Raw genomic sequence first — 309 nt, 5'->3', positions numbered from 1 at the left:
GACCGGCTGACGGCGCAGGCGGGCGTCGACGGCGCAATCCTCGCCACGCTGGAATATCTCAATCCGGGCTTTTCCAAGAAGGATCGTGCGGCGCTTGGAATAATCGAGGAGGCCGAAAAATCCGGCGCCATCAAACCGGGGCAAACGGTGGTCGAGCTTACCTCCGGAAATATGGGAACGGGCCTCGCGATCGTCTGCGCGGTCAGGGGTTACCCCTTCGTCGCGGTGATGTCGAAGGGCAACTCCGAAGAGCGCGCCCGAATGATGACGGCGCTCGGCGCGGAAGTGATTCTGGTGGACCAGTTGCCG

1 protein-coding gene is annotated in these 309 nt (G+C 62.8%); it reads left to right on the top strand.

What is annotated here, in order from left to right:
- Positions 1–309 (top strand): pyridoxal-phosphate dependent enzyme (locus EN859_RS36785; protein ID WP_135913720.1); only part of this gene is annotated, 309 nt, incomplete at both ends.

It is taken from the genome of Mesorhizobium sp. M00.F.Ca.ET.216.01.1.1 (genome assembly GCF_004010325.2).
Taxonomy (GTDB): Bacteria; Pseudomonadota; Alphaproteobacteria; order Rhizobiales; family Rhizobiaceae; genus Mesorhizobium.
This window is presented reverse-complemented; position numbering and strand designations above follow the sequence as displayed.